Origin of the sequence: Algibacter sp. L1A34, from assembly GCF_009796805.1 — a bacterium.
Lineage (GTDB): Bacteria > Bacteroidota > Bacteroidia > Flavobacteriales > Flavobacteriaceae > Algibacter.
In genome coordinates, this window is the sequence record NZ_CP047029.1 from 3637055 (window position 1) to 3663164 (window position 26110).

General features: G+C 30.5%; 22 protein-coding genes. 11 read left to right on the forward strand and 11 right to left on the reverse strand.

Features of this window, described 5'->3' with window-relative positions; translation table 11 throughout:
- Positions 1-996 carry an SDR family oxidoreductase gene (locus GQR97_RS15405; protein WP_158849984.1) on the reverse strand — a complete coding sequence of 332 codons (996 nt, stop codon included), beginning with the start codon at positions 994-996 and terminating at the stop codon, positions 1-3.
- Between the two features lie 642 nt (positions 997-1638).
- Here GQR97_RS15405 and GQR97_RS15410 point away from each other — a divergent pair.
- The 4 genes from GQR97_RS15410 to GQR97_RS15425 are packed head-to-tail and all read left to right on the forward strand — an operon-like array spanning position 1639 to position 7929.
- Positions 1639-2769 (forward strand): aminotransferase class V-fold PLP-dependent enzyme, encoded by a 1131-nt coding sequence (locus GQR97_RS15410; protein ID WP_158849986.1) that lies wholly within the window; start codon positions 1639-1641, stop codon positions 2767-2769.
- Positions 2766-4718 carry a polysaccharide biosynthesis protein gene (locus GQR97_RS15415; RefSeq protein ID WP_158849988.1) on the forward strand — a complete coding sequence of 651 codons (1953 nt, stop codon included), beginning with the start codon at positions 2766-2768 and terminating at the stop codon, positions 4716-4718. The genes GQR97_RS15410 and GQR97_RS15415 overlap by 4 nt, the downstream gene beginning before the upstream one ends.
- A 43-nt stretch (positions 4719-4761) precedes the next feature.
- Positions 4762-5538, forward strand: a complete 777-nt coding sequence (locus GQR97_RS15420) for a polysaccharide biosynthesis/export family protein (protein ID WP_158849990.1) — start codon at positions 4762-4764, stop codon at positions 5536-5538.
- Positions 5539-5547: 9 nt separating this feature from the next.
- The gene (locus GQR97_RS15425; protein WP_158849992.1) at positions 5548-7929 is read left to right on the forward strand and encodes a GumC family protein; all 2382 of its coding nucleotides are present in this window, start codon (positions 5548-5550) and stop codon (positions 7927-7929) included.
- Positions 7930-8093: 164 nt separating this feature from the next.
- Here the strand turns inward: GQR97_RS15425 and aroB are convergent, their stop codons facing one another.
- A complete protein-coding gene (gene aroB / locus GQR97_RS15430; RefSeq protein ID WP_158849994.1) occupies positions 8094-9161 on the reverse strand; it encodes a 3-dehydroquinate synthase in 1068 nt (355 codons plus the stop codon).
- A 91-nt stretch (positions 9162-9252) separates the two neighbouring features.
- On the opposite strand from aroB, the gene GQR97_RS15435 reads away from it, so the two are divergent.
- Positions 9253-10428, forward strand: a complete 1176-nt coding sequence (locus GQR97_RS15435) for a proline dehydrogenase family protein (RefSeq protein WP_158849996.1) — start codon at positions 9253-9255, stop codon at positions 10426-10428.
- Position 10429: 1 nt separating this feature from the next.
- Here GQR97_RS15435 and GQR97_RS15440 read toward each other — a convergent pair whose 3' ends face one another.
- The 4 genes from GQR97_RS15440 to GQR97_RS15455 form a co-directional block, all read right to left on the reverse strand.
- Positions 10430-11494: a polysaccharide biosynthesis protein gene (locus tag GQR97_RS15440; protein WP_158849998.1), complete on the reverse strand. Its 1065-nt coding sequence runs from the start codon at positions 11492-11494 to the stop codon at positions 10430-10432.
- Positions 11495-11582: 88 nt separating this feature from the next.
- Positions 11583-12176 carry a sugar transferase gene (locus tag GQR97_RS15445; RefSeq protein ID WP_158850000.1) on the reverse strand — a complete coding sequence of 198 codons (594 nt, stop codon included), beginning with the start codon at positions 12174-12176 and terminating at the stop codon, positions 11583-11585.
- The gene (locus GQR97_RS15450; protein WP_158850002.1) at positions 12176-12553 is read right to left on the reverse strand and encodes a DUF4258 domain-containing protein; all 378 of its coding nucleotides are present in this window, start codon (positions 12551-12553) and stop codon (positions 12176-12178) included. The genes GQR97_RS15445 and GQR97_RS15450 overlap by 1 nt, the downstream gene beginning before the upstream one ends.
- Before the next feature lie 35 nt (positions 12554-12588).
- Positions 12589-13788, reverse strand: a complete 1200-nt coding sequence (locus GQR97_RS15455; RefSeq protein WP_158850004.1) for an alanine dehydrogenase — start codon at positions 13786-13788, stop codon at positions 12589-12591.
- A gap of 179 nt (positions 13789-13967) precedes the next feature.
- On the opposite strand from GQR97_RS15455, the gene GQR97_RS15460 reads away from it, so the two are divergent.
- A complete protein-coding gene (locus GQR97_RS15460; RefSeq protein ID WP_158850005.1) occupies positions 13968-16382 on the forward strand; it encodes an outer membrane beta-barrel protein in 2415 nt (804 codons plus the stop codon).
- Between the two features lie 424 nt (positions 16383-16806).
- Here GQR97_RS15460 and GQR97_RS15465 read toward each other — a convergent pair whose 3' ends face one another.
- From GQR97_RS15465 to GQR97_RS15475, 5 genes are all read right to left on the reverse strand, one after another.
- Positions 16807-17319, reverse strand: coding sequence for a hypothetical protein (locus tag GQR97_RS15465; RefSeq protein ID WP_233267553.1), 513 nt, complete (start codon positions 17317-17319; stop codon positions 16807-16809).
- Positions 17291-17434, reverse strand: a complete 144-nt coding sequence (locus GQR97_RS19705) for a hypothetical protein (protein ID WP_199269865.1) — start codon at positions 17432-17434, stop codon at positions 17291-17293. Before GQR97_RS19705 ends, GQR97_RS15465 begins: the two co-directional genes overlap by 29 nt.
- Before the next feature lie 192 nt (positions 17435-17626).
- Positions 17627-18031 (reverse strand): tRNA (adenosine(37)-N6)-threonylcarbamoyltransferase complex ATPase subunit type 1 TsaE, encoded by a 405-nt coding sequence (gene tsaE, locus GQR97_RS15470; protein WP_158850014.1) that lies wholly within the window; start codon positions 18029-18031, stop codon positions 17627-17629.
- A gap of 593 nt (positions 18032-18624) precedes the next feature.
- Positions 18625-18768 (reverse strand): hypothetical protein, encoded by a 144-nt coding sequence (locus tag GQR97_RS19710; RefSeq protein WP_199269866.1) that lies wholly within the window; start codon positions 18766-18768, stop codon positions 18625-18627.
- Positions 18769-19207: 439 nt separating this feature from the next.
- On the reverse strand, positions 19208-20764 hold the full coding sequence (locus GQR97_RS15475) for a PglZ domain-containing protein (protein ID WP_158850016.1): 1557 nt from the start codon (positions 20762-20764) through the stop codon (positions 19208-19210).
- Between the two features lie 132 nt (positions 20765-20896).
- Here GQR97_RS15475 and GQR97_RS15480 point away from each other — a divergent pair, with 132 nt between their 5' ends.
- The 5 genes from GQR97_RS15480 to efp all read left to right on the forward strand — a co-directional run bounded on the left by GQR97_RS15480 (position 20897) and on the right by efp (position 26093).
- Entirely contained in the window at positions 20897-22117 is a 1221-nt protein-coding gene (locus tag GQR97_RS15480) for an HD domain-containing protein (RefSeq protein ID WP_158850018.1), read from the forward strand.
- Between the two features lie 52 nt (positions 22118-22169).
- Positions 22170-23195: a UDP-3-O-(3-hydroxymyristoyl)glucosamine N-acyltransferase gene (lpxD, locus tag GQR97_RS15485; protein WP_158850020.1), complete on the forward strand. Its 1026-nt coding sequence runs from the start codon at positions 22170-22172 to the stop codon at positions 23193-23195.
- Positions 23182-24588 (forward strand): bifunctional UDP-3-O-[3-hydroxymyristoyl] N-acetylglucosamine deacetylase/3-hydroxyacyl-ACP dehydratase, encoded by a 1407-nt coding sequence (locus GQR97_RS15490; RefSeq protein ID WP_158850022.1) that lies wholly within the window; start codon positions 23182-23184, stop codon positions 24586-24588. Before lpxD ends, GQR97_RS15490 begins: the two co-directional genes overlap by 14 nt.
- A 91-nt stretch (positions 24589-24679) precedes the next feature.
- Positions 24680-25465, forward strand: coding sequence for an acyl-ACP--UDP-N-acetylglucosamine O-acyltransferase (lpxA, locus tag GQR97_RS15495; RefSeq protein ID WP_158850024.1), 786 nt, complete (start codon positions 24680-24682; stop codon positions 25463-25465).
- A gap of 61 nt (positions 25466-25526) precedes the next feature.
- Positions 25527-26093: an elongation factor P gene (efp, locus tag GQR97_RS15500; protein ID WP_158850026.1), complete on the forward strand. Its 567-nt coding sequence runs from the start codon at positions 25527-25529 to the stop codon at positions 26091-26093.
- Positions 26094-26110: the final 17 nt, after the last annotated feature.

The window sequence follows — 26110 nt, forward strand, 5'->3', positions numbered from 1 at the left end:
TTATAAGTTCTCCCAATACCAAGAAACCGCTTCTTTCAAGCCAGTTTTAATATCGAATTCTGGTGCATAGCCTAATAATGTTTTTGCCTTATTAATAGAAGCAAGGGAGTGGGGGATATCTCCAGCTCTATTATCTCTATGTTTTATTTCAACGTTTTTTATTTTATTATCAAATTCTGATAAATAGGTTTTTAGCAACGTCGTTAATTCTTTTAGTGTTGTACGTTCGCCATAAGCTACGTTATAAACCGTGTTTAGCGCCTCTTTATTTGTTGTTGTCAAAGCTCTTAAATTCATTTGAACAACATTGTCTATATATGTAAAATCTCTTGAATAGCTACCATCTCCATTTATTATTGGTGATTCGTGACTAACAAATTGCTGTACAAATTTAGGTATAACTGCGGCATAAGCACCATTTGGATCTTGTCGTTTTCCAAAAACATTAAAATATCGAAGACCTACAACATCTAAATTATACGTTGTATGAAAGATATCGGCATATAACTCGTTAACATATTTTGTGATGGCGTATGGTGAAAGTGGTTTTCCGATAGTTTCTTCCACCTTCGGTAAAGCTTCGTGATCGCCATAGGTAGATGAGCTAGCAGCATAAACAAACCGCGTAACACTTGCATCTCTAGCAGCAACTAGCATATTTAAAAAACCAGATACATTAACATCGTTTGTTGTAATAGGGTCGTTAATAGATCTAGGCACAGAACCTAATGCCGCTTCGTGCAGCACGTAATCGACATTATTACATGCTTTATGGCAATCGTCTAATTTTCTAATATCTCCTTCAACAAGATTAAAATTTGGGTTAGATAAAAAAGGGGCTATATTTTTTCTTTTTCCAGTAGAAAAATTATCTAAACAGGTTACTTTAATGTTATTGTTTAACAAAACTTCGATTAAATTGGAACCTATAAATCCAGCTCCACCTGTAACTAAAATGTGTTTTCCTTTTAAAGTTTTGATTAAGTTAGCATTCATGTGAAAATTGCCTTAATTTAATTAATGAACAAATATGTGAAAAATATATTTAACTATTTTAGTAAATTATATTAAGGTTGTTTTTTTCCGACGAAATCCATGAATATGTGAAAAAAGCCGATTAATTATCTTTTAATTGGGTGTGTTTTAAATGAATTGGTAAAAGCATGTAATTATCTTTTTTGTAAGTATATGTACGTATGTTTTATGAGTAATACTAGGTGAATTCCTTTTTTTCTAATCGACAATCCGCAAAGATTAACCATGAACTAAACTGCTAACTGTATTTAACCGATTTTTATAATAGTTTTAGCGAATTAAAACCAAAGTAGCATTTCTACTTGAAAACAATTAGTAAATTTACACCATTAAGAAGAGCATAATTTGAATTGATTAATAGCAAATTAATTTAATATGTTTTATAAAATTACTTGATCCCTCTCAAAAGTAATTTAACGCAAAAGTGTTGAATTTAAGGTTTATAAAGTAAAAATTGTATTAGATATTAAAGAAATTAGGCTAGTGTTTTATTAAATATTTTGATAATTTATCGGTAAAAAGGTAAATTTTATATAAATATTTAATTTGATTCTGTTGTTAAAAAGACAGCTGGCATGATAAATGTTATTAAAGTAAATGTAAATGCTAACAAAAACTAAAATATATTTGTCTTCACCTCACATGGGGGGAACAGAACAAAAGTATGTAGCCGATGCTTTTGATACGAATTGGATTGCGCCTTTAGGACCTAATGTAAATGGTTTTGAAGATGATATTAAATCTTATTTAGGTAATACTAATGAAGTGGGAGTTCTAAGTTCTGGAACCGCATCTATTCATTTGGCTTTAGAATTAATAGGAGTTTCTAAAGGAGATGAAGTACTGTGCCAAAGTTTTACTTTTTCGGCATCTGCCAATCCTATTATGTATCTAGGAGCAATACCTATTTTTATAGATAGTGAAAAGGATACTTGGAATATGTCTCCAGAATTACTTGAAATTGCTATTCTAGATAGAATAGAAAAAAACAAAAAACCCAAAGCTATTATTGCAGTACATTTATATGGTATGCCATTTAAAGCAAAAGAAATAAATGCCATAGCTCAAAAATATGATATTCCAGTAGTAGAAGATAGTGCTGAAGCTTTAGGAAGTAAATATCATGATAAAGCTTGTGGAACACTTTCTGATTTTGGAATATTATCTTTTAATGGAAATAAAATTATTACAACCTCTGGTGGTGGTGCTTTAATAACTAAAACTAAAGCATTAAAAGACAAAGCTGTGTTTTTGTCTACACAGGCTAGAGATGACGCACCACATTATCAGCACTCACATGTGGGTTATAATTATAGAATGAGTAATGTTTTAGCAGGAATAGGTCGTGGACAAATGGAGGTTTTAAATGATAGAGTTGAAGCTAGACGTGCTAATTATGAGTTTTACAAGAAATATCTGTCTTCTTTTAATAGTATTGAATTCCTAGAGGAACCGTCTGGAAGTTATTCTAACAGATGGATTACTTGTATAAAAACAGATTCTTATGAGACTCGAGAAAAAATAAGATTAGCTTTATTAGAAGATGATATAGAATCTAGACCTTTATGGAAACCCATGCACCAACAACCTGTTTTTAAAGATTATTTACATTTTACAGACGGAACATCTCAAGATCTTTTTGAAAAAGGACTATGTTTGCCAAGTGGATCTAATTTAACTGGTAACGATTTAAATAGAATTTTAGAAATAATCAATAATACCCCAAACTTATGATTAAAAACTACTTCGCCATTTACTCTCAGAAATACGCCTCGAAATGGCTTGTTTTGGCTATCGATTTATCGATAGTTATGGCTGCTTTTTTTATAGCTTATTTTATTCGATTTAATTTTTCATTAAAATTTAATGTTGAGCAATTTACATTGCAATTACCTTTTGTTTTAACAGTTTCGGCTATAAGCTTTTTAGTAGTTGGATCTTTTAAAAGTGTTATTCGCCACACAGGCTTTACCGATGTTGTTAATTTATGTAAGTCGGTATTTTTAATTGCTACAATAATGGGGGTGTTTGTATTCTTTAATAATAAGTTTCAATTAGTTTCTAATTTCACTATTCCTCGTACTATCATTGTTTTTCACGCTATTATTAGCTTTGTTATTTTAAGTGCAAGCAGGCTTGTTTTTAAAATGGGGTTTAAACACTTAAAGTGTAAGTTACTTGCTACAAAGCGTGTTTTAATCTATGGCGCAGGGGATGAAGGGATTATTACTTATAATGCTTTAGTAAATAATACCGTTTCTAGCTATGTAGTTGTTGCTTTTATTGATAATAACAGAAAAAAGAAAGGCAAAAATATTGACGGGGTACCAATTATGTCTTTTAGACAAATTACAGCAGAGTTTACTTTAAACAATAATATAGATGAAATTGTTGTTGCTTCTGAAGGCGTAAGTGCAAATAAATTGATTTCTTTAGTGGATAACTTATCTGCAGCTAATGTAAAAATAAAAAAAGTACCACCAATTGATAGTTGGATTAATGGTGAGTTAAATTCGACTCAAATAAAACAAGTTCAAATTGAAGATTTATTAGGCCGTGCTCCAATTGAAATTAACAACCCTAATCTATTGAATGAATTTAATGGTGAAACTGTTTTAGTTACAGGTGCCGCAGGATCTATTGGTAGTGAGTTGGTTAGACAATTAGCAGAATTTGATGTAAAGCATTTAATTTTAGTTGATCAGGCAGAATCTCCTTTATATGATATAGAACAAGATTTAAAACGAGCTGGTAAAAGAAGTTATACAGCTATTGTTGCGGATATTCGTGATGGTTTAAGATTGGATAGTATTTTTCAAGAACACAAACCAACTATGGTTTTTCATGCAGCAGCATATAAGCATGTTCCATTAATGGAGAAAACGCCATACGAGGCGATAAAGATTAATGTTAATGGTACAAAGCTATTAGCTGATACTTCATCCCGATATAATGTAAAGAAATTTGTTTTTATCTCTACAGATAAAGCGGTAAACCCAACAAGTGTGATGGGAGCTACTAAGCGAATGGCTGAAATGTATATTTCTTGTCTTCAAAAAGAAAGCAAGACTAAGTTTATTACCACTCGTTTTGGTAACGTATTAGGGTCTAACGGATCTGTTATTCCATTATTTAAAAAGCAAATTGATCAAGGTGGTCCATTAACTGTTACTGATAGTAAAATTACTAGGTATTTTATGACGATACCTGAAGCTTCTCAATTAGTTTTAGAGGCTGGGACTATGGGAAAAGGTGGTGAGATCTTCATATTTGATATGGGTGAATCTGTTAAGATATTTGATTTAGCTAAAAATATGATTAAATTATCTGGCTTAAGATACCCAGAAGATATTGATATTAAAATCACGGGTTTAAGACCTGGAGAAAAGCTATATGAAGAGTTACTTGCAAATGGTGAGAATACACTATCTACATATCATAAAAAGATTTTAATAAGTAGAACTCGAGAACTTGATTACGAAAAAATTAAATCTTCAATAGAAGAGCTTTGTATTACAAATCGTTTTCAGAATAATAATATAGTTCTTAAAATGAAACGTTTAATTCCTGAATATAAATCGAATAATTCTGATTATGAAAGATTTGATAAACGTGTTCAAACTTACAAGAAAAGTAAAGGTTTAAATAATTCTGAAACAGATAAAAACTATGTTAATAGTTAATTTAATTAAAATTTTATAATTTTCCCCAAAATATTTATTTAAAATGATCGCATCTATTTTCAATAGCAAAACATACTTTGCTCTAATTTCTATTATCATTCTTTGTTTAACTTCATGTAAAACAAAAAAAGACGTCGTGTATTTTCAAAATGCCAAAAACTTTGAAACTGTAGTTGATACAGATACTTTTCAAGCAAAGCTAAAAGTAGGAGATATGTTAACTATTTATGTTTCTACTTTAGATTTAACAGTTACTAAACCATATAATGTAGTTATAGAAGCTGGAACTGCTGGTGAGTTAATTCAATATGTTATTGATTTTGAAGGAAATATTGATTTTCCTGTTTTAGGAAAGGTAAAATTAGTTGGTTTAACTATAGAAGAAGCTAAGCAGCTTTTTAAGAAAAAATTTGAAGACGGCCAATTGCTTAAAGATCCAGTAATTATAATGAATTTTACCAATTTTAGAGTTACTGTAGCAGGTGCTGTAAATAGCCCTGGTGTTTATCCCGTATCTGGTGAGCGTATTTCTATTTTAGAAGCTTTAGGAATGGCTGGTGATTTAACCATTAAAGGTCGAAGAGATAACATTTTAGTTATTCGAGATTTTAACGGATCTAAAACATATACAAGGGTTGATATAACGAATAAAGAAGTTTTTAATTCTCCAGTGTATTATTTAACTCAAAATGATTATGTTTACGTAGAGCCTAACAATTCAGGAATTAGTGCTGCTTCTGGAGATACTAGAATAAGTACCATTATTACTATTTCATCATTTGTATTAACTACAGCTCTTATTTTTGTAACTAGAAATTAGCCCTTTTTTATGATTTCAAACGAAAACAAATTTGATATAGAAAATTCAAGTTCTGAACATTTTAATTTAAAAAAGACAATAGGATTATACGCAAAGCATTGGATGTGGTTTGTAATAAGCATATTGTTTTTTTGTGTTTTGGCATATATTCAAATTCGTTACTCGATACCTAAGTATGCTGCTACAGCTAAAATCATGATTCTAGATGATAATGATGGTACAGGCGGAGCGAATGCTTTACAGGAATTATCTCTTTTTTCGGAAAATGAAACTGCCGCAATAGAAGATGAAATAGAAGTTATGACTTCGAGAACTTTCATGAAGGATATTGTTAAAAAGTTAAACTTAAATATTTCATATTACGCTTCTGGCAGAGTTAATGAGTATGAGTTGTATAAAAAGAACCCATTTACGGTTAACTTTATAGTATCTGATTCAATTGTTGATAATATTTCTTTTAATTTTTTTGTTGATGTTATTTCTGACACGGAGTTTAACTATAGGGAATTAGAAGATGATGAGCCTGTAAAAATAACATTTGGTGAAAATATATCTACAGCTTATGGAAATATGGTTTTAATGCCACGAGAAGGCTATCAAGGTGTATATACAACAACAATTAGAGTTCAGTTTACGCCTGTAATGGATATAGCAACTTATTTAAACGGAAGTGTTTCTGTTTCGCCAATAGCAAAATCTTCTAAGGTATTGTCTATATATTATGAAGATACAGTTCTTGAAAAAGCAACTGATATAATTAATACATTAATAGATACTTATAATATAACATCTTTAGAGAAGAAAAATATAAGATCGGAAAATACTGTTAAATTTATTGAGAAAAGGATAGATTCAATAACTTATGATTTGGTTAATGTTGATAATAATATTGTACGATATAAAACGGTTAATAAAATTACTGATGTTGCTTCTGAAGCTGGTCAGTTTTTAGCTTCTAGTACGGTAAATGAGCAAGAAATAGATAACGCTAAAACTCAATTACGGAGACTTAATTATATGGATGAATCATTAGGTGATAATAACTCGTTCTCACCAATCCCCTCTAATTTAGGTCTTGGTGATGGGGCTATAAACACTTTATCTGAGAAGTATAATCAATTATTAAGAGAGCGTAATAGTAAATTGCAAAGTGCTGGAGAAAGAAACCCTATTGTTCTTGAATTAAACGAAACCTTAAAAGGAATAAAGCAAAATTTAAATAGTAGTATTAAAAACTCAAAACAATCATTAGGAATACAAATCAATAGTCTTCAAACGCAATCAACACGTTTAAGTTCAAAAATCTATGCAGTTCCTGGCCAAGAAAGTAAATTGCGATCAATTGAAAGAAAGCAAGGAATTAAAGAGCAAATTTATTTGTTTTTATTAGAAAAACGTGAAGAAGCTGCCATTACATTAACAGCAACAACTCCAAATTTAAAAATTATTGATGAAGCCTATTCTTATGGTGAAGTTTCGGTGAATGGAAAAATACTTTATATAGGCGCTTTGTTTTTAGGTTTTTTAATTCCATTTGGATTTATTTATGGTCGTGACCTTCTCGATACAAAAATACATAATAAAGAAGATGTTCACAGAGAGATAAAAAATATTTCGATTCTAGGTGAAATTCCGCGATTGTCTAAAAGTGACAAAAACCTGGTTGAACGAAATGATCGCTCCGTATTGTCAGAATCTTTTAGGATTATAAGAACTAATTTTGATTTTGTAAGAAGGGGGCGTGAAGTTGAAAATTATAAAAATGTGATGTTTGTAACTTCAACAATAAATGGTGAAGGAAAGTCTTTTTTTAGTATGAACATGGCACTAACTTTGGCTAGTACTAATAAAAGAGTATTACTTATTGGTGCTGATATTAGAAACCCTCAATTGTTTACAAAAATTAAAAGTATTGAAAATAATAATGAATCTAAAGGACTTGGATTAACAGAGTTTATTGCTGATAAATCAACTCTGTTAAATGATGTTGTTACTAGTCATACTATAAATGATATTAATATTGATGTTATGTATTCAGGAAGTATTCCTCCAAATCCTGCAGAACTATTAATGAGTGATCGTGTTAAAGATTTGTTCGATAAAGTTTCTGCCGAATACGACTTTGTCATTGTTGATACAGCACCTTCTATGCTTGTTACGGATACCTTATTAATAAGCAAATATGCTGGGCATACATTTTACGTAACAAGAGCAGGTTATACTGAAAAAGAAATTTTAAACTTTACTAAAGAAATTCATGCTGATAATAAGCTTAATGGTATGATGCTAGTTGTTAATGATGTTGATCAATCTAACTTTGGTTATGGTGCTAAATATGGCTACTATGGAGCTCCAGAGAAGAGAGGTTGGTTTGGTAGAAAAAAAGCTTAGCTATCTTTTTAAAAATATTATAGTATCCAGTTTAAATTGATTAAAAAAAAATCTCGTTAAGTATTTATACTTAACGAGATTTTTTAATTCAGACTGTTTTAAGCTTTAGGATGATATATTCAAGGAGCGACAAAACCATATTATAATTGAGTATTTAGAATAACTTAACTCGCATAAAATTCAAAAGCATCCAATATAACACCATCATCGACTAAGCAATCAATTTTAGTAATACCAATATCTTCAAGTAAAACAAAATTAATATTACCATGATGGTTTTTCTTGTCATATTTTAGTAATTCAATTATAGCAGGAAGTTCGCTTTGTTCAATAGTTATTTTACCGTAATAACTTAAGAATAGTTCTTTAATTTTTATAGTTTTCTCTTTAGGGAAATTTGTAAGTTCTGTAGATATGTAGCAAGCTAATATCATTCCAACAATTACAGCCTCTCCATGGAGTAGCGTTGTTTTATTTAGATTGCTTAAAAAATAAGATTCTATGGCATGACCAAGTGTATGACCAAAGTTTAATGTTTTTCTCAAGCCATTCTCAAAAGGATCTTCTTCAACAACATTCTTTTTAATAATTACCGATTCGTAAATTAATCCATCTAAATCATCTAGTGATAGTTTAGATAAATCTTCAAAATTACTCCAATAACTATCCCCAGTAATTAAACCATGTTTTAACATTTCGGCAAGTCCAGAACGCATTTGGTTTACTTCTAAGGTATTCAGATAATTAGTATCTATCAAAACCAAATTAGGATTACTAATAACACCTACTTGATTTTTTAAATGCCCTAAATCTACACCGGTTTTCCCTCCAACAGAAGCATCTACCATAGAAAGTAAAGTTGTTGGTACATTAATGTAAGCAATACCTCGTTTAAATGTGCATGCAACAAACCCACCTAAATCTGTAATCACGCCGCCACCAATGTTTATTAGTAAACTTTTACGGTCCGCATCCAGTTCAGATAATGTATTCCAAACACCAACACAAGTATCAATAGTTTTATTTATCTCGCCAGATTCTATTTCCATAATTTCAATTACAGCAGTTGTTTCCATTTTTTCTAAGAAAAGCGGTAAACAATGTTGATGTGTATTCTCATCTACTAGTATGAAAATTTTAGAAAAATTATTATCTTTAAGATGTGTATTTAGTGAAGAATAACAAGTGTTATTAAAATGTATTGTACAGTTTTTTGTGCTAATAGAATCCATAAAATATTTTAACTTTTTAAGAATGTGAAATTAAGGAGATTTTATATAAAATGATAACTTAGCAATAATTATATTTATAAAAAAATAACAAATGAATACGAATTTGATATTTAACAATACTGAAATCGCTTTTTCCTTGAAAAGTGACTCCGAATTAGAAAGAGCTTACTTCTTATTTAAGATGATATCTATAGAACCTTTAGTGCGCATTGGAACTGTAGCGACCAATTTTGCTTTAAAGGCACACTTGCCTATTGAAGGATTAATTCGTTCTACAGTGTTTGATCATTTTTGTGGTGGCGTTAGTGAAGACGACTGCCTAGTTGTTATTAATAATATGTACCAAAAAGGAGTTAGCTCTGTTTTAGATTATTCTGTTGAAGGAAAAGAAAGTGAAGTGGAATTTGATGGCGCGAAGGATAAGTTGTTAAAAATTATTGAGTTTGCGAAACATCTAGATGCAATTCCTATTGCTGTATTTAAACCATCCGCATTCGGACGTTTTTATTTATATGAAAAATTATCAAAAGGAGATACTTTAACAGAGAAAGAACAAGAAGAGTGGGATAGGGTTATAGCACGTTTTGATAGTGTATGCGCTAAAGCAAAAGCTTATGATGTAGCTGTTTTGATTGATGCAGAAGAGAGTTGGATTCAAGATGCCGCCGATGAATTGGTAAGGCAATTAATGGTGAAGTACAATACTGAAAAGCCTATTGTTTTCAATACACTGCAAATGTACCGTCATGATCGTATGTTGTTTTTAGAAGAAGAACACGCAAAAGCCAAAGCAGAAAATTATTACCTAGGATTTAAATTGGTACGCGGTGCTTATATGGAAAAAGAAAATGATAGAGCGGAAGACAAAGGCTATCTGTCCCCAATATGTGTGAGTAAAGCAGCTACAGATCAAAACTTCAATACGGCACTTAATTACATGTTAGAAAACTTAGATAATATGTCTGTTTTTGCAGGTACACATAATGAAGATAGCTCGTATTTATTGATGGATCTTATGGAAAAGAAAGGTATCGCTAATAATGATACTCGTGTTTGGTTCGGTCAATTATATGGCATGAGTGATCATATTAGTTTTAATTTAGCAAATGAAGGTTATAACGTGGCTAAATACATGCCATTTGGACCTGTGAAAGATGTGATGCCTTATTTAATTCGTCGTGCCGAGGAAAACACTTCTGTAGCCGGACAAACAGGACGTGAACTAGCTCTATTATCTAAAGAGAAAAAGCGCAGAAAAAGCTTGTGATTTATAAATAACTTTTTAAAATAGCCTTTATGTCTTTATGAGATGTAAAGGCTGTTATTTTTGATAGGCTTTCTAAATATGATATAGGGAAGTTGAAATTATTTTTTTTCTTCACTAATAAAATATCATTATGTATTGTTGGAATTAAAATTTCGTTTTCTGAAACTAATTCTTCATGAAGTTTTTCTCCAGGTCTTAATTTTGAGAATTTTATATCCACCTGTGTTTCATTACAAAATAAAATGAGACGCTCTACTAAATCAGTTATTTTTATAGAATTTCCCATGTTGAAAGTAAAAAGTTCACTTTGCTCATTATAATCTGAAGCTATTTTTAATATAAGATTACAAGCTTTCTGCATATCAATAAAATAGCGTGAAATATCTTTATTTGTTATTATTACTGTCTTTTCATTTTCAATACGGTGCTTAAATAATGCTACCGCCGATCCGTTGGAACCAAAAACGTTTCCGAAGCGTGTGATTAAAAATAGGGTTGAACTCGATTTAGACAAAAATGATAAATAATCTTCAGAAATTCGTTTAGAAAGTCCCATAACTCCTATTGGGTTTACAGCTTTATCGGTAGAAATAAAAATGAATTTTTTAACCTTATAAATAAGTGCTAAATCTGCTAACAATTTAGTTCCAAAAATATTTGTTTTAATAGATTCATAAGGGTTTGTTTCCATTAAAGGCACATGTTTATAAGCTGCTGTATGGAAAATAATTGTTGGTTTAAAAATTTCAAAAAGATGCTGTAATGAGTCTTCTTGAGTGATATTAATTATTGAAAACTCAACATTATTTATGTTTTCAAATTCAGGAGCGTTTATTAAATCATATAATGGAGATTCAGCAATATCTATTAAAATTAATTTTTTAAATATACAGGCACTAAGTTGTTTTGAAAGCGAACTACCAATGGAACCGGCCGCACCGGTAATTAAAATGGTTTCTTTTGAAAAATCGAAATTTAAATAATTTTTAAAAGATTGCTTATCTTGCGGAAATAAACCAGAATGTTGTAATAACTGATCAATTTGATTTGCGGTTGCTGTATTCATTAAATTTTATCTGCTTTATTGCAAATTAGCAATAATAATATTTAAGAGCAAAAATAGATGTAAAAAGAGGCTGAGCTAATTAAGAGAATTACTTAGCAATAACTTTTATAATGGTTAAACCAATAAGCTTTAAATCGAAAAATAAATTTTGATTTTTTATGTATTCCTTGTTAAATTTCAATTTATCTGGAATTATAGTTTTTATAAATAATTCTTCAGGATTTTCAGCGGCTTCTAATAATTCAACTTCATTTCTGTATTTTAAAGATGCTAGACCTGTAATGCCTGGACGAACTTGAAAAATCTGCATATCATCTTCAGAATAAAAATTCACATAATAGCGCAATTCTGGTCTTGGACCAACAAAACTCATGTCGCCTTTTAAAATGTTAATTAACTGCGGAAATTCATCAATTTTATAACGTCTTAGAAAATAACCGACTTTTGTTACGCGAGAATCATGGTTTCCTAAAGTAAGTAATCCTTTTTTTTGAGATTGTATTTTCATGGTTCTAAACTTGAAAATATTAAAATCATTATTATTTTTCCCAACACGACCTTGAACAAATAAAATAGGGCCTTTAGAATCAATTTTTATAATAATAGCAAGAACAAAAAGAAATGGTAATAGAAATATTAAACCCATTAAAGAAAAAAGAACATCAAAAGCCCGCTTTATCATTAAGGTTTCTCTATTTTTAAATCAGTAACTGTGGCTGTGTCTTCGCAGTTTTCAACGGTTATAACAATGTCTTTTTCATCGAATTCACCTTCTACCAAATAGATGCCACAAGGTTTATGTCTAGGATCGCTATCCGAAAAATTAATATCGCCTTTTTTTAAAATTCGTCTTATTTCTGTAGAATCAATGATGTTATGCGAAATATATTCAAAGATTACATCATTATAAATTATTTTCTTAGAATTAATGTTTTTTAAAACTCTAGCATCTGGACCATAACTACAAGATGCTTTTTTTCCGTTTAAAAAGAATGCTAAAATTATTAGCCCGATAGAAAATCCGCCGAGGTAATAGCCAATACGCTGAATAAGTTTCATTTAAAATAATTTGATAATAATTTACAGTAAGATTGTTAAAATATAAGTAAATTAATATCACTATATTCTAATCCAAACCATTCTCCCACAGATTTACTTGTTAAAATCCCGTGGTAAAAATACAACCCATTTTTTAAACCACGATCAAAACGTAACGAATTTTCTAAACCTCCATCTTCTCCGATTTTTAGTAAATACGGTGTAAAAATATTACTAATAGAAACAGATGCTGTTCTAGAATATCGTGCGGGAATATTGGGCACGCAATAGTGTACTACATTATGTTTTACAAAGGTAGGGTGCTTATGCGATGTAACTTCACTAGTTTCGAAACAGCCACCCATATCAATACTTACATCAATAATAATGGCTCCTTTTTTCATGTGTTGCACCATAGATTCTGATACAACAATTGGGGCTCTATTTGCACCTCGAACGGCACCAATAACAACATCACAGCGTTTTAAAGCTTTTGCTAAGTTTTTTGGTTGAATAGTTGATGTATATATAGGGCGCCCTAAATGCGTTTGAATACGTCGTAATTTTGTTAAAGAATTATCGAATACTTTTACGTTTGCACCTAAACCAATAGCACTTCTACTAGCAAATTCGCCCACAGTTCCAGCACCTAAAATAACCACTTCTAAAGGCGGAACACCACTAATGTTACCAAACATAAGTCCGTTACCAGTGTTGGCATCTGATAATAATTCCGCTGCAATAAGTACAGAAGCTGTTCCTGCAATTTCACTTAAAGATTTTACAGCAGGATATGCGTTATCGGAATCTCTAATAAACTCAAATGCTAATGCCGTAATGCGCTTAGTGGCTAATGTTTCAAAATATTTTTTATGCTGTGTTTTTAATTGCAACGCAGAAATTATAATAGTATGTGGGTTTATTAGCTTTATTTGTTCCAAACTTGGCGGCTCCACTTTTAAAATCATGGGACAAGCAAAAACTTTTTCGGCATCTTTGGTAATTTCAGCACCAGCTTCACTGTAATCTTTATCACTAAAGTTTGCGCCTTCGCCAGCACCAGATTCTAATAAAACGCGATGGCCATTGCACACCAATGCATAAACAGCATCTGGCGTTAAGCAAACTCGTTTTTCTTTGTATGCCGTTTCTTTCGGGATACCAATAAATAATTCTCCTTTTTTCTTAAATATTTCAAGCGTCTCTTCTTGAGGTAAAAGTTGCTGTTTTGTAAAAGGTGAAAGTGGTTTGTTCATATTTTTATAAAAAAAAACAAATTACAAATAAATTTTGTAATTCAATTCATCAAAATATAGAATTAAAACGAAGAAATATAAACCTTCGTAGAGATGTAAGAATTTTGACTAATTTAGGTAAGGGCATGCCGCAAAATGTATTCGTTTTTTTATTTTAAGTTTGCATTAAGTTTACATGTATGATGCGAAAAATTGTTGTTTTATTTATTTATTTATTTTCAATCGTAGGGCTTTCTCAAGGTCTGGAAATAAAAGGTAAAGTTGTTGATACGGAAAATAAACCAGTTGCTTTTGCTAACATAGTTGTTTCTGATGGGACAAATACTTCAGGTTATAAAGGTACCATTTCTAATGAAACTGGTGATTTTGAAATTGGTAATTTAAAAACCAATAAATATACCCTGAATGTTAGTTTTTTAGGATACAAAACTCAAGCTGTTGAAGTTCAGCTTGATAAAAGTGTTTCTCTTGATGATATTATTTTAGAAGATGAACAACAAGAACTAGATGGTGTGCTTATTGTTGTTAAAAAACCAACAGTAAAACGTATGGTGGATCGCTTAGTTTTTAATGTTGAAAATTCCACATTATCTAATAATAACATGCTAGATGTTTTGAAACATACGCCTGGAGTTATGGTAAATAATGATGGTATTTCTGTAAAGCACGCTAGCCCTACCATTTATATTAACGATAGAAAAGTGCATTTATCTACTACAGAGGTTATACAGCTTTTAGAGAGTATGCCTGCCAATAACATTAAAGCTATTGAAGTAATTACTTCGCCACCAGCTAAATACGAGGCAGAAGGAGGAGCTGTACTTAATTTTGTGACAAGTAAAAATCTAGTTTCCGGATATAACGGTAGCGTTTTTGGTAATTTTAAACAAGGATTTGAATTTCCAAAATATTCTGTTGGAACAAGTCATTTTTTTAAAGGAGAAAAAATAGACGCTTACATTAACTATAATGTAAGTCCGCGAAAAGATTTTAGAAACACCGACGAGTTTATTAACTTTATAGATAATGAAGAAACGACTTCTAGTTGGGAAACGGACTATAATAGAACTCGAAAATCAGCAAATCAAAATATAAATAGTAATATAGATTATACTATTGACGATAAAAACACCTTGAGTTTTTCTGCAAACTTAATGTTTCTACCTAAATCGGGAACTGAAACAGATATTAATTCTTTAACTGAAGTATATGGAGCAACAGGCGTGCTAGATTCTACGTTTAATACCATTAACGCTGCTGTAGATAAAACAACCAATGCTGCGTTTACATTAGATTATGTTCATAAATTAAATCAAGAGGGCGAGCAATTATCATTTAGTGCACATCATACTAATTTTAGCTTCGATAGCGATCAAGATGTTAATACAGAATATTTATTTCCTGATCAATCTTTAATTAGAAATAACGAATTCGAATCACTTTCTAGCCAAGATATTAAGCTTTATACAGGGCAGGTAGATTATGAGTTACCTATTAGTGAAACAGCTTTTTTAGAAGCAGGAGGGAAGGCTTCATTTATTAATTCTGAGAGTGTTATAAATCGATTTTTTATTGATAACGGAAGTAGAGAAGAGGATTTAGAAAATTCTGATACCTTTTTATATGATGAAACTAACCTGGCACTATATGGTAGCTATAGTAAAGATTGGGAACATTGGAGTTTAAAAGCAGGACTAAGAACAGAATACACAAATATTGAAGGGAATTCATTATCGACTAATCAAATTAATAACTCGGATTACATCAAGTTTTTTCCAACATTTCATATTTTGAATGTTTTAAATGAAAACAACGAAATTTATTTCACCTACAACAAACGCATCTATAGACCAAGATATAGCCAATTAAACCCCTTTAAGTTCTTTTTAAGTGATAACTCATACAATACCGGAGATCCTAATTTGAAACCGCAAATTGACGATAATTTTATTTTAGGTTATACTTTTAATTCAAAATATACTTTCGAGCTTTATTATAGAAACGAGAATGATCCTTCAATACAAATTACATTTCAAGACAATGATTCTAAATTGTTAAAAAATGTTGATACCAATATAGATAGAAGTATATCATATGGATTAGATTTTACAACGTTTACGTCTGTAGTTTCTAACTGGGATCTTTATGTGTATTCTTCTTTATTTTATTATGAAAACAGATTTGCTGCCTTAGAAAGTAATAACCAATTGTATACTACCGATAAATGGTCCGTGTATTTACAAATGGTAAATTATTTTTCTTTTTTAAAGGATAAAACATTAACTGCTGATGTGTCTCTAATTTATATTTCACCATTAGTAGATGGGCCTAGTGAGATTAGTAATAGAACTGGACTAGATATTAGTGTTCGTAAAACATTTTGGAATAGTAGAGCGTCTTTAACTATGGGTATTACCGATATTTTTAACACTCAAAACTTTACGCAAACAACTAAGTATTTAAATCAAGATATTTTATTAAATTCCAGAATGGAAAACAGAATGTTTACGCTTGGTTTTAATTATAAGTTTGGTAATTTCAGGTTAAAAACAAATAAGAAAGATATAGAATCTATAGAGCGAGATAGGTTATAGTAATAAAATACTTTAGTGTTATTAAAAACAAGAATTCTAGAGAGCGTTTTTAAGCTATAAATGTTAATTCTAATTTTTAAATGGTTTTAAATCAATTATTTTTAACTCTAATTTCTTAGTTTTTATAGGCTTCTTTTGCTTGATACAAAATCAAGCATAAAATGAAAGTTTTGACCATTGGAAGTGTTTAAAAGAATAAATCCGCAACTCTTAAAATGGAGTTGCGGATTTCTTTTTTAATTAGTAGTATATCTTATGCTAAAGATAATATTTGATTACATTTTTAAGTAAACACTCTCATGTTTACGCTATATTCATCTTCGTACTCTAAAATAATTCATTAAAATTAGTTTAACGCATAATTTTAAAATCGATTGAAATGATCATATAAGAGAGATATAATTAATAGATTGGTTAGTTACTACTAGAAATATTCTTTTATTTTATCCCAAAAGGTTTTTGGAGAGACTTTAAATTCATCTTCTAAATCTTGTAGGGATTTGTTTGCATTGTTAACCTTATTAAATATTTGTGCTCTTATTAAATAGATAGATGGTATAATTATAACCATAATAGGAATCAAATAAACGAGTTGATTTGAATCCACATACATTAAATCATCATTTATTGTTGTGAAAATTTGATATATGTACATTGAGATGGGTACCAATAATGTATGATACCACCAATGACGGCAGGTAAAAAACCAAATAAACAGTAAAAAAAGGGGCATTGCTTTTCCCATTAAGGTCCAAGCTACAGTAAGTATACTTCCGTAATATTTACTGTCATATCTAAACAAAAAAGTATCCCAAGTTGGTGTATCTGGGACACTTTCATATAGGTAAAACAAATAAGGAGTTGCAGCTATTAATGTGGCTACAACAGTTCCTATTATCAAACTCTTTCTATCCGTGCGTTGGAACTCTGATTGCACTTCTTTGAATTTTTGCAGTTTGTTGCTCATCTTGATTAATTGTGTTAGCTGCATAAGCTGTAAACAACATTCCTCCGAAAATCGCGATTGCGATTAAGTAATTTTTTGCTTTCATTCTATAGGGGTTTTAAAATTATATTTCAAAACTAAAGAAAGAGTAAGTTTCAAAACCCGTTAAAATGTTAAAATTATGTTAAAAACATTGTTTTTTAAATATTCCGATGTGGGTTTCCCGTAAAACAATATTTTTTTGGAACTTTTTAGTTGTTATAGCTTGTAATAGCTAGTTTTGTTAGGGTTGATAATTTTAATCTGCTATTAATTGCCTCATGTTTTCTGACTGAATAGATAACTTTATAATACATTCATTACCCGATAAAATTGGTTCTATAACATCAGGCCATTCAATTATTATCCAATTATCAGAATCTAAATAATCTTCTATTCCAAAATTATAAGCTTCTTCTAGATCGTTAATTCTATATAAATCGAAATGAAAAATTTTTTCATCTTTCAATTCATATTCATTTACAATAGAAAAAGTAGGACTGCTCACATCGTCTTTACTACCTAAACCTTTCACTATGGCTTTTATTAGTGTTGTTTTACCAACACCCATATCGCCGTAAAATAATAGGGTTCTTGATGTTGCTTGCAAAATAAGTTTGTTTGCAACTTGTTCAACCTCGTCTATTGTATAAGTTATATTCAATTTGAAAAATTTAACATAACAATATTAAGGAATTTAATTTAAAAACACCAAGAAATGTATCAAAGTAATTAGTGTTTGTCGCTGTTGGCACATTATTTCAAATTAAATAGCACAAAAGTAATTATCATTTTTATCAACGAGACTCGACCTTGCAGATAAGAGTTTCTGAAATGTCTTACAACATAATTTCACCCCTTTTTTTATGAAAAATAATTAATTTTCACAAAAAAAGTTGGAACTACCGATTTTAATATATTATAGATTGATTTTTTCGAGTATTTAACAATAAAAAAGCATTGCCTTACAGGATAAAGTTCTACGGTTTCACATTATGAATTTAAGCTAGTTTTTAATTGCTAATGGTTTCCTGCAAGCGTTTTGCTTAGTTTAATAAAATAATTGCTTGAACTATGTTTAAACTAAATATTTATAGAAAGAAGTAAATACTCAATGGTATTATTCTAAAAAATATTTATTTGATAAACAAATAAAAAAAGTGTTCGAGATGAAAAACATCTGGAACACTTTTTAATAACAAAATAGATTGTTTAATTACAAAAATAGGCAATTAAACAATCTATAGTCAAACTTTACTATCCGTGCGTTGGTACTCTAATTGCACTTCTTTGAATTTTTGCAGTTTGTTGCTCATCTTGATTAATTGTGTTAGCTGCATAAGCTGTAAACAACATTCCTCCGAAAATCGCGATTGCGATTAAATAATTTTTTGTTTTCATTCTATAGGGATTTAATAATTAATTATATTCCAAATCTAAAGAAAGAGAGAGTTGTAAGATGTGCTTAAATGTTAAAATTATGTTAAAAACATTGTTTTTTGAAAATTCTGATGTGGGTTTCCCGTAAAACAATATTTTTTTGATTTCGATAAGTTGTTAATCGCTTGTTTTTACTCGGAGTTTCAATTTTAATGGATTATCAATTGTTGCTTATTTTCTAAAAAAACGGATGTTTTTAATGCATTATTTAATAATGAAACTAGTTAAGTGCTAGTAAAACAATGAGTTGTAATGAAAATGAGACTTTATTTATTCGTTATTGTATAAGTAAAAAAATGATTCACCATCTTCATATAATAAATTAGTCTATAAAGTTAATCCCAACTTGAAAAATAAAAACACTAAAAAAGTCATTAGCTTAATTAGTGCTTTTATTAATTTATTTTTTTGGATTAAATACAACAAAAGGAATTATCATTTCTTCTAAAGATACTCCACCATGTTGATATGTGTTTCTAAAATAACTGACATAGTGATTGTAATTGTTTGGATAAGCAAAGAACATATCGTTTTTTGCAAAAATGAAAGAACTACTCATGTTAATAGATGGCAAGTGAATTTCTTTAGGGTCTTTAGCTACAAAAACATCTTTGCTTTCATAGGTTAAACTTCTACCTGTTTTATAACGAAGATTTAAACTTGTATCTCTATCTCCAATTACTTTCGATGGATTTTTTACATTAATAGTACCGTGATCGGTAGTTAAAATAAGTTTAAATCCAAGATGTTGCGCTTGCTGAATCATCTCTAATAGCGGTGAGTTTTTAAACCAACTATGTGTTAAAGAGCGGTAAGCTTTGTCATTAGAAGCTAATTCTTTTACAACTTCCATTTCTGTTTTAGAGTGAGAAAGCATATCAACAAAGTTGTAAACAACAACCGTTAAATCGTTCTTTTTTAAGCTTTTAAAATTGTCAACTAATTTCTTTCCAGCTTTTAAGTTCGTGATTTTGTAGTATTCGTGTTCTAAATTACTTAGACCTAAACGTTTTAATTGTGCTTCTAAAAATTCAGCTTCAAATAGATTTTTACCACCTTCTTCAGTATCATTTTTCCAGTATTGTGGAAAAAGTTTTTCCATAGCACTTGGCATTAAACCAGAAAAAATGGCGTTACGAGCATATTGTGTAGCTGTAGGAAGTATGCTGAAAAAGGCCTCTTCGGTTTCTTTTTTATAGTAATTATTTATTATTGGTTCAAACACTTTCCATTGGTCGTAACGTAAATTATCAATAACAACTAATAGTGTTGGTTGTTCTTTGCTAATCTCAGGTGCAATTTTTTCTTTAAAAAGGGTATGCGACATAATTGGCGCATCGGTATTTGGCTCAAACCAATCGGCATAATTTTTATCTATAAACTTTGCGAACTGCGAATTAGCTTCCGTTTTTTGAGATTCTAAAATTTCGAACATGCCAACATCTTCAATATCTTCTAGTTGAATTTCCCAATAAATTAGTTTTTGATATAGGCTAACCCATTCCTCAAAACTATTAACCATAGATAAATCCATAGCTATTTTTCTGAATTCTTGCTGATAATTGGATGTCGTTTTCTCGGAAACTAGACGCGAATGATCCAAATTCTTTTTTAAACTTAAAAGGATTTGGTTTGGGTTTACAGGCTTTATAAGGTAATCGGCTATTTTATTACCAATAGCTTCTTCCATTATATATTCCTCCTCACTTTTAGTAATCATTACCACCGGCAGGTTGTCTGTTTTCTCTTTAATTTCATGTAAAGTCTCCAAACCAGTAAGTCCGGGCATGTTTTCGTCTAAAAAAACAATATCAAAATTTTCTTCATCTAAAATATCAATAGCTTCAGAGCCACTATTACATTTGGTAACTTGGTAATTTTTCTTCTCAAGAAATAAAATATGTGGTTTCAATAAATCAATTTCATCGTCTACCCAAAGTATTTTTATTTTATTCATTTGTATGTTTTTTGTAATGATTTATAAAGTCTAAAATAATTGCTTATTTATGAAAATCACGATGACTAAATTGTTAGTTATGCTCATTTCATATAGCTATATTTGTAAATAATAATTGTAAAAACTTAAAGTTTGAACAAACTAAAGATATTAAACGACCCAATTTACGGATTTATTACTATTCCAAATTCGCTGATATTCGATTTAATTCAACATAAATACTTTCAACGCTTACGTAGAATTACACAAATGGGTTTATCCTATATGGTATATCCGGGAGCACATCACACTCGATTTCATCATGCCATAGGTTGTGTACATTTAATGCAACAAGCTGTCAATGTATTACGTTTTAAAGGAGTTAGCATTTCTGAAGAAGAAGAAACAGCCTTATATGTTGCTATTTTATTACATGATATTGGGCATGGTCCATTCTCTCATGCTATGGAGCATAGCATTGTAAATAATATATCGCACGAGCAAATTTCACTCCTTTTTATGGAGCGTTTAAACGAAGAATTTAACGGAAGTTTAACGCTTGCCATTGAAATATTTAAGGGTAATTATCACCGTGAATTTATGTGCCAGCTTATTTCTGGTCAATTTGATATGGATCGGGCCGATTATTTAAAGCGTGATAGTTTTTACACAGGTGTAGCAGAAGGTAATATAAATAGTGAGCGCTTAATTACCATGCTAAATGCTGTTGATGATAAATTAGTAGTTGAAGAAAAAGGGATTTATAGCGTAGAGAAATTTATAATTGCGCGCCGTTTAATGTATTGGCAGGTGTATTTGCATAAAACAGGCATCGTGGCCGAGCAACTTTTAATACGTGTTTTGAAGCGAGCAAAGGAATTAGCTTTAAAAGGGGTGAAGCTAGAAGCTAGTAAACCGCTTCAGTATTTTTTAAATAATATAGTTTCAATTGATGATTTTAATGATGAAATATTAGATCTATTTTCTCAATTGGATGATTACGATGTAATTTCGGCCATGAAAGCTTGGCAATATCATGACGATTTTGTTTTAAGTAACATATGCGAAATGATTATTAATCGTAATCTATTAAAAATTAAACTGAAGAATAAGCCTATTGGAAAGCAAAACTTAGAAAAACAGATAAAAATCTTTATTTCTGCTCATAAAATAAGCAGGGAAGAAGCCGAATATTTTGTGTTTACCGGAAGCATTTCTAACCAAGCATATCAATTAAAACATCAGGGAATTAATATATTACACAAGTCTGGTAAAATTGAAGATATAGTAAAAGCATCCGATCAACTTAATTTAAAAGCACTGTCGAAACCTGTCACCAAATATTATATATGTTACCCTAAGGTTAAAGTTTAGCACATTTTTCCTATTTTTGCCAAAATCAAACAAAAAACAATAAATTTTTAGTGTGAAGTTTACTGCACAACAAATAGCTGGTATTTTAGAAGGAGAAGTTATAGGTAACCCTGAAACTGAAGTATTCAAGCTATCCAAAATAGAAGAAGGGTTTGAAGGTTCGTTAACCTTTTTAGCCAATCCCAAATACACCTCATTTATATATAAAACCGAAGCGTCTATTACAATTGTAAATAAAACGTTTAAACCGGAAAACGAGTTAAAAACCACTTTAATTAAGGTAGATGATGCTTATATGGCATTCTCGAAAATACTTGAATACTATAATTCGGTAAAACTTAATAAAGTAGGCGTAGAGCAACCGTCATTCATATCAGAATCAGCTAAATACGGCGAAAATGTTTATATTGGCGCTTTCAGTTATATTGGTGATAATGTTGTACTTGGCGATAACGTAAAAATATTTCCGAACAGTTATATTGGTGATAATGCTGTATTGGGAGATAATACCATTATCTTTTCTGGAGCTAAACTTTATTCTGAAACCATTGTTGGAAAAAGTTGCGTTATTAATTCGGGTGCCATCATTGGTGCCGACGGATTTGGATTTGCGCCAAATGAAGATGGAGGTTATACTAAAGTGCCACAAATAGGAAATGTAATTCTTGAAGATTATGTAGATGTTGGTGCTTGCACTACTATAGATAGAGCAACTTTAGGTTCAACAATTGTGCGTGAAGGTGTTAAATTGGATAATCAAATCCAAATTGCGCATAATGTAGAAATTGGAAAAAATACAGTAATTGCAGCGCAAACTGGTATTGCTGGCTCAACACATATTGGTGAACATTGCCAAATTGGTGGTCAAGTTGGTATTGCAGGGCATATTACCATTGGAAACAATGTGAAAATACAAGCACAGTCTGGTATTGCTAGACATGTAAAAGATAATGAAATACTCCAAGGTTCACCAGCTTTGGCAATTAGCGATTATAATAAGTCGTATGTTCATTTTAAAAATCTGCCTAAGATTGTTAAAAATATAAATGATTTAGAAAAAATAAATGGGAATAGTTAACACTGAGATTAGACAAAAAACCATTCTTAAAGAAGTTACTCTAACAGGAGTTGGTTTGCACACAGGTAAAAATGTAACTTTAACATTTAAGCCTGCGCCAGCAAATTCTGGTTTACGTTTTAAACGCGTAGATTTAGAAGGGGCACCTATTATAGAAGCAGATGCCAATTATGTAACAAGCACACAGCGTGGTACATGTTTAGAGAAGAATGGAGTAACCATCCAAACTTCAGAACATGTTTTAGCCGCTTTTGTAGGTTTAGATGTTGATAATGCTATTATAGAATTAAACGCTGCCGAGCCTCCAATTATGGATGGATCGTCTAAGTTTTTTGTTGAAGCTATCGAAAAAGCTGAAATAGTAGAATTGGATGCTTTTAGAGAAGAGTATGAGGTTACTGAAATCATTTCTTATGTAGATGAAGAGTCTGGTAGCGAAATTTTAGTAATGCCTGCTAAAGAATATCAAATAACCACTATGGTGGATTTTGGGACTAAAATTTTAGGAACTCAAAATGCAACATTAAATCAAATTTCAGATTTTAAAGAAGATATTTCTAACGCTAGAACATTTAGTTTTCTTCATGAAATTGAAATGCTTTTAGAACATGGTTTAATTAAAGGTGGTGATTTAAATAATGCTATTGTTTATGTTGATAAAGCTTTATCTCCAGAAACAATGGAAAAATTAAGAGTTGCTTTTAATAAAGATAACATTGCCGTTAAACCCAATGGTATTTTAGATAATTTAACGCTACATCACCCAAATGAAGCTGCGCGCCATAAACTTTTAGATGTTTTAGGCGATTTAGCTTTAGTTGGTACACGCATTCGCGGAAAAGTGATTGCTAACAAGCCTGGGCATTATATTAATACGCAGTTTGCTAAAAAATTATCTAAACTTATAAAAATAGAACGTAGAAACAATGTACCAAAAATTGATTTGCATCAAACACCTTTAATGGATGTGAATCAAATTATGGACATGTTGCCTCACCGTCAACCTTTTTTACTTATTGATAAAGTTTTCGAACTTTCTGATAATCATGTAATCGCTCAGAAAAATGTAACCATGAACGAAGAGTTCTTTAAAGGTCATTTTCCTGGAGCACCAGTAATGCCAGGTGTTTTAATTGTAGAAGCCATGGCACAAACCGGTGGTGTTTTAGTTTTAAACACCGTTCCAGATCCAGAAAATTATTTAACCTTTTTCATGAAAATGGATAAAGTAAAATTTAAACAAAAAGTGGTGCCAGGTGATACATTAATTTTTAAATGCTCACTAATTACACCAATACGCCGTGGTATTTGCCACATGCAAGGTTATGCCTATTCAAACGGTAAACTTGTTGCAGAAGCCGAATTAATGGCTCAAATATCAAAAGTAAAATAAGATGTGATTTTTAGATTTAATCAAATTGAGCTCAAAACTAAATTTGATTAAATCTAGTTTATCACTTTTCTACTAAACTAAAATATATAAAATGAATCAACCATTAGCGTATGTGCATCCTGGTGCAAAAATCGCAAAAAATGTGGTCATAGAGCCTTTTACAACTATACATAATAATGTTATAATTGGAGATGGCACATGGATAGGGAGTAATGTTACCATTATGGAAGGTGCACGCATAGGGAAAAATTGTAATATTTTTCCAGGTTCTGTAATTTCTGCTGTACCACAAGATTTAAAATATAACGATGAAGATACTACGGTAGAAATTGGAAACAATGTTACCATTCGTGAATGTGTTACCATTAATAGAGGAACCACTGATAGAATGAAAACCGTAATAGGCGATAATTGTTTAATTATGGCGTATTGCCATATAGCTCATGATTGTATTGTGGGTAAAAACTGTATTTTCTCTAATAATAGTACGCTTGCAGGACATATTACCGTTGGTGATTATGTGGTTATGGCAGGTATGACGGCTGTACATCAATTTGTTTCGGTTGGTAATCACGCTTTTGTAACTGGAGGATCTTTAGTTAGAAAAGATGTACCACCTTATGTAAAAGCAGCGAGAGAACCATTATCTTATGTTGGTATTAATTCTGTAGGTTTACGTCGTCGTGGTTATACTACCGATAAAATAAGAGAAATTCAAGATATTTACAGAATTCTTTATCAAAAAAATTATAATAATACACAGGCTGCCGATTTAATCGAAGCAGAAATGGAAGCGACTCCGGAACGTGATGAAATTCTTCAATTTATCAGGAATTCTCATCGAGGTATCATGAAAGGATATTTCAAATCAAATTAAATATGAATTAGTCAATTTTTAATCGACTAAAATCAAATAATAAATTTTCAAAAAAAACATTATGGTTACTACAAGTGATATTAGAAATGGTTTATGCATTGTATACAACAACGATATATATAAAATTATAGAGTTTTTACACGTTAAACCAGGGAAAGGTCCAGCTTTTGTAAGAACAAAAATGAAAAGTGTAACTAATGGAAAGGTTTTAGATAATACTTTTTCTGCGGGTCATAAATTAGAAGATGTTCGTGTTGAAACTCATAAGTTTCAATATTTATATAATGATGGAGAATTTTATCATTTTATGAATGAAGCCGATTATACCCAAATCCGTTTATTAGAAGCGGCTCTTGATAATCCAGGATTAATGAAAGAAGGTGAAGTAGTTACTGTATTAATTAATACAGAAGATAATATGCCTCTTTCGGTAGATTTACCAGCAAGTGTTATTTTAGAGATTACTGCAACTGAGCCAGGAGTTAAAGGAAATACAGCAACTAATGCAACTAAACCTGCAACTGTAGAAACAGGAGCGATTGTAAATGTCCCTTTATTTATTAATGAAGGTGATAAAATTAAAGTTGAAACAGTAAAAGGAACTTATAAAGAAAGAGTAAAGGAATAAGTATTCCTATAAACTTT